The 3,807-nt window shown below is 69.5% G+C and carries 3 protein-coding genes; 1 reads left to right on the top strand and 2 read right to left on the bottom strand.

Going from position 1 to position 3,807, the window contains the following annotated elements; genetic code table 11:
* Positions 1–115: 115 nt before the first annotated feature.
* Together DD1DGNOD_RS14435 and DD1DGNOD_RS14430 are read right to left on the bottom strand one after the other, a co-directional pair.
* Positions 116–1,030: a tRNA (adenine-N1)-methyltransferase gene (locus DD1DGNOD_RS14435; protein ID WP_131766882.1), complete on the bottom strand. Its 915-nt coding sequence runs from the start codon at positions 1,028–1,030 to the stop codon at positions 116–118.
* A complete protein-coding gene (locus tag DD1DGNOD_RS14430; RefSeq protein ID WP_131766933.1) occupies positions 1,027–2,130 on the bottom strand; it encodes a site-2 protease family protein in 1,104 nt (367 codons plus the stop codon). The genes DD1DGNOD_RS14435 and DD1DGNOD_RS14430 overlap by 4 nt, the downstream gene beginning before the upstream one ends.
* Before the next feature lie 226 nt (positions 2,131–2,356).
* On the opposite strand from DD1DGNOD_RS14430, the gene DD1DGNOD_RS14425 reads away from it, so the two are divergent.
* Positions 2,357–3,304: a RecB family exonuclease gene (locus DD1DGNOD_RS14425; protein WP_430827805.1), complete on the top strand. Its 948-nt coding sequence runs from the start codon at positions 2,357–2,359 to the stop codon at positions 3,302–3,304.
* The last annotated feature ends 503 nt before the right edge of the window (positions 3,305–3,807 follow it).

Below are 3,807 nucleotides of genomic sequence, written 5' to 3'. Positions count from 1 at the left end.
CGCCTCGCCCGGGTTTCTGAACGTCTCGGATGCCCGGGCACACGCGGGAGCCTCGACATCCCGCCGTTCGGAGCCGGCCGGGATGTCGGGAATCCGACACCCGATGACGTCGATGTCAGGAATCCGACACCGCAGGAGGTTTCTGGGTCTTCCCGGGAATCTCTGTTTCGTCGGGATGCGCGCCCTTGGCGGGTCGCCTCCGCCGCGGCGGGGCGGTGACCCCGTCGGCCAGCCGCCGGGCCGTCACGAGGAAGCCGGTGTGGCCGACCATCCGGTGATCGGGGCGTACCGCCAGCCCGTCCACATGCCAGGTGCGCATCATCGACTCCCAGGCGACCGGTTCGGCGAACGTACCGTGGCCGCGCAGTTCCTCGACGACGCGTCCCAGCTGCGTGGTGGTGGCGACGTAGACGCAGACGACCCCGCCCGGCACCAGGGCCGCGCTGACCGTGCCCAGCACCTCCCAGGGGGCCAGCATGTCCAGGACCACCCGGTCGATGTCCCGTTCGGTCGCCTCGACCAGGTCCCCCACGTGCAGGACGTGGGCGGGATGCGGCCCACCGAAGAAGGTCTCGACGTTCCTGCGCGCGATCTCGGCGAAGTCGGCCCGCCGTTCGTAGGAGACCACCAGCCCGCGGTCACCGACGGCACGCAGTAACGAGCACGACAGCGCCCCCGAGCCCACGCCGGCCTCCAGCACACGCGCGCCGGGGAAGATGTCGGCGTAGGTCACGATCTGCGCGGCGTCCTTCGGATAGACCACGGCGGCACCACGCGGCATGGCCAGGACGAAGTCGGTCAGCAGCGGGCGCAGAGCCAGGTACGGCGTCCCTCCGGTGCTGGTCACGACCACACCCTCGCTGCGGCCGATCAGGTCGTCGTGCTCGATGGCGCCGGCGTGGGTGTGGAACTGGCGGCCGGGGTCCAGCATCACGGTGTGCCGCCGCCCCTTGGGGTCGGTGAGCTGGACGCGATCGCCCTTGGTGAACGTTCCGCGGCGATTGTCCGCGCCGATGGGTAGCCGGTTCACCGCTGGTTCACCAACCGGCCGATGCTCGCCGGATCGATGCGGGCAACCAGGTCGACCATGGCGAGAACACCCACCGGGCGCCCGCCCTGGGTCACCAGATACTCGGTCGCGGGTGTGCTGCGTACCGCCGCCAACAGATCCTCGCCTTCCAGTTCCGCTTCCAGCACCATGCCGGGGGAGATCGTGCGACTGACCTCGTCCACGGTCATCCACGGCCGGCGGTGCTCGGGCAGGGCGTCCACCGCGGAGCCGGTCATGACCTTGATGGGCGTGCCGTCGGAGTCGACGACGGCCACCGCGCTCGCACCGAGTTCCCGGGCGCGGCGAAGCGCCTCGGCCAGCGGCACGGACCCCTCCACCGGTAGGGTACGACGCGCCAACCGCCCGGCTGACACCCCCGGCAGGCGCATCCGGATCTGGGCCTGGCGCAGCGACTGGTGCGCCCCCACGGCGATGAACGCCGCCACCACCAGCAGATAGAGGCCGTCGAAGCGGCTACCCGGCGAGAGCAGGGCCCACAGGGCCAGCAGGCCGGCAACCACATAGCCGCCGTACGCGCCGGCTCGGGCACCGCGCAGCCTGTCCCTGGTGCCGCCCCAGACAGCGGCCACGACCAGCCGGCCACCGTCGAGCGGAAGACCGGGCAGCAGGTTGAACACGCAGAGGACAAGATTGGTCACGGTCAGGTCCAGAACGACCACGCCGGGCTGCGTGCCGCTGTCCACCACGGTCAGCAGGGCGAAACCTGCGCCGGCCAGCACACCGTTGACGGCCGGTCCCGCGGCGGCCACCAGGAACTCCCGGGCGGGGGTCTGCGGCTCGGGTTCGATCTCGGTGAATCCCACGAACCCGTGCACGGTCACCGCACGGACCCGCAGGCGGAAGCCGAGGGCCGTCAGGCAGTGGCCGATCTCGTGCATGACCAGGGACGCGATGAATCCGGCGGAGGTGATCGCAACCAGCAGGTACAACTGCCCCTCCGTCACGTGGGGCAGGCGCTCACGATTGGGCTCGAGCAGCAGCACGCCGATGATGAGGCCGAACAGCAGCGCCAGCGGGGACAGGTACACCGGTACACCGCGAACCCGTCCGACCAGCATGCCGGGCGGTCGGCGACCGTGTCCGCCCCCCTGTTCGCCTCCGCCCGCGCGGGGGGAGGCGTGACGCGGTACCTGGTCAGGCTGATCTGCCATGTCTGCGATGCTACGGAGTCTTTCAGGTGGCGGGACACCCGTGACCGCGGTGGACGCCGACGGCGCCGCCGAAGGCCGAGGGTCCGAGGCCGGGTGGCCGGATTGTCGGAGCAGCCGCCTATGGTCCGAAGGCATGAGCCCGTCCATGGACCAGCCTCCTGCGCCCGGTGGGGACGCTCCGCATCCCGCGGGCCGGATTCGCGTTGTCGGGTCGCTCTCGCCGTCGCGAGCGGGCGACTTCATGAGCTGTCCGCTGCGCTACCGCTTCCGGGTAATCGACCGCCTGCCCGAGCCGCCGAGTTCCGCTGCGGTGCGTGGGACGGTCGTCCACACCGTCCTGGAACGACTTTTCGATCATCCACCGCCGGAACGCACGATTGCCGGCGCCGAGGCACTGCTGGAGCCGGCATGGCGTGACCTGCTCTCCCGGGAGCCGGACCTGGCCGCACTGTTCGAGAACGAAGCCGAGCGGACCGTGTGGATGGATTCGGCTCGTTCTCTGCTCGCCGGCTACTTCAGCCTGGAGAATCCGGCCAGGCTCGCCCCGGCGGCCCGGGAGCTGTATGTCGAGCACGTGCTCGAGTCCGGAGTGCGGCTGCGTGGCTACATCGACCGTCTCGACGAGGCGACGACCCGCGACGGCCCGGCGTTGCGGGTCGTCGACTACAAGACGGGGCGGGCGCCCGGCCCCGCGTTCGAGGGCCAGGCGCTGTTCCAGATGAAGTTCTACGCCTACCTGATCTGGCGGATCCGTGGGGTGGTTCCCCGTGAGCTGCGGCTGTACTACCTGGCTGACCGGACCTGGTTACGGGTGCAGCCCGACGAGGGGGATCTGCGTGCCACCGAACGGAAGATCGACGCCGTGTGGTCGGCCATCAGCCGGGCCCGGCACACGGGCGACTGGCGGGCGACCCCGAGCAGATTGTGCGACTGGTGCGATCACAAGATCCGATGCCCGGCGTTCGGCGGAACACCGCCGCCGCTGCCCACATCCGACCGTCCGGACACGGATGCCGACGCGGTGACCGATCATCCTGCACCGGCAGCACACCAGACAGATGCGCACCAGACAGATGGCTGACAGTCGGTTGACGACAACCCGGCAAGGTGTGCGTCCGAACCCCGTGTCCAGCATTGCCGGTCGCTCCACATCCAAATTTCGGCAGGTATTCGGATCGCCTCCGGGCCGGGCGACGTTAGGAAGTCGAGGACGACGTCAGGAAAATCGAGGGCGATGCTCGGACAAGGGTGGGGCAGTACCAGGAGCCACATGGATCTGATCCGATGAATGGTTCGCCGCCGCGGGGTCGGTCATCGCCGGGATGAGTGCCTCCGGCGGAGACGATATTGATCCATTCCAGCCGGCGCCGGCCCGAAGATAACCAACAAGATGTCAACATTTGTTGAGCGTCCGGACAGATTGTGTCAGCACATTGTTCGAAAGGAGCTTATTCCATGAGCCGAGCGGGCCGGATCTCCGGTGCCGATCCCTACGCGCCGGTTGGGTCCCCGGATTCGGCCGCCTCCGGCCACGGGGCGGCGAGTACCGCTCCCGCCGCCCGGGCCGCGGGCCTGGTCAAGATC

Origin of the sequence: Candidatus Protofrankia californiensis, from assembly GCF_900634765.1 — a bacterium.
GTDB lineage: Bacteria > Actinomycetota > Actinomycetes > Frankiales > Frankiaceae > Protofrankia > Protofrankia californiensis.
This window is presented reverse-complemented; position numbering and strand designations above follow the sequence as displayed.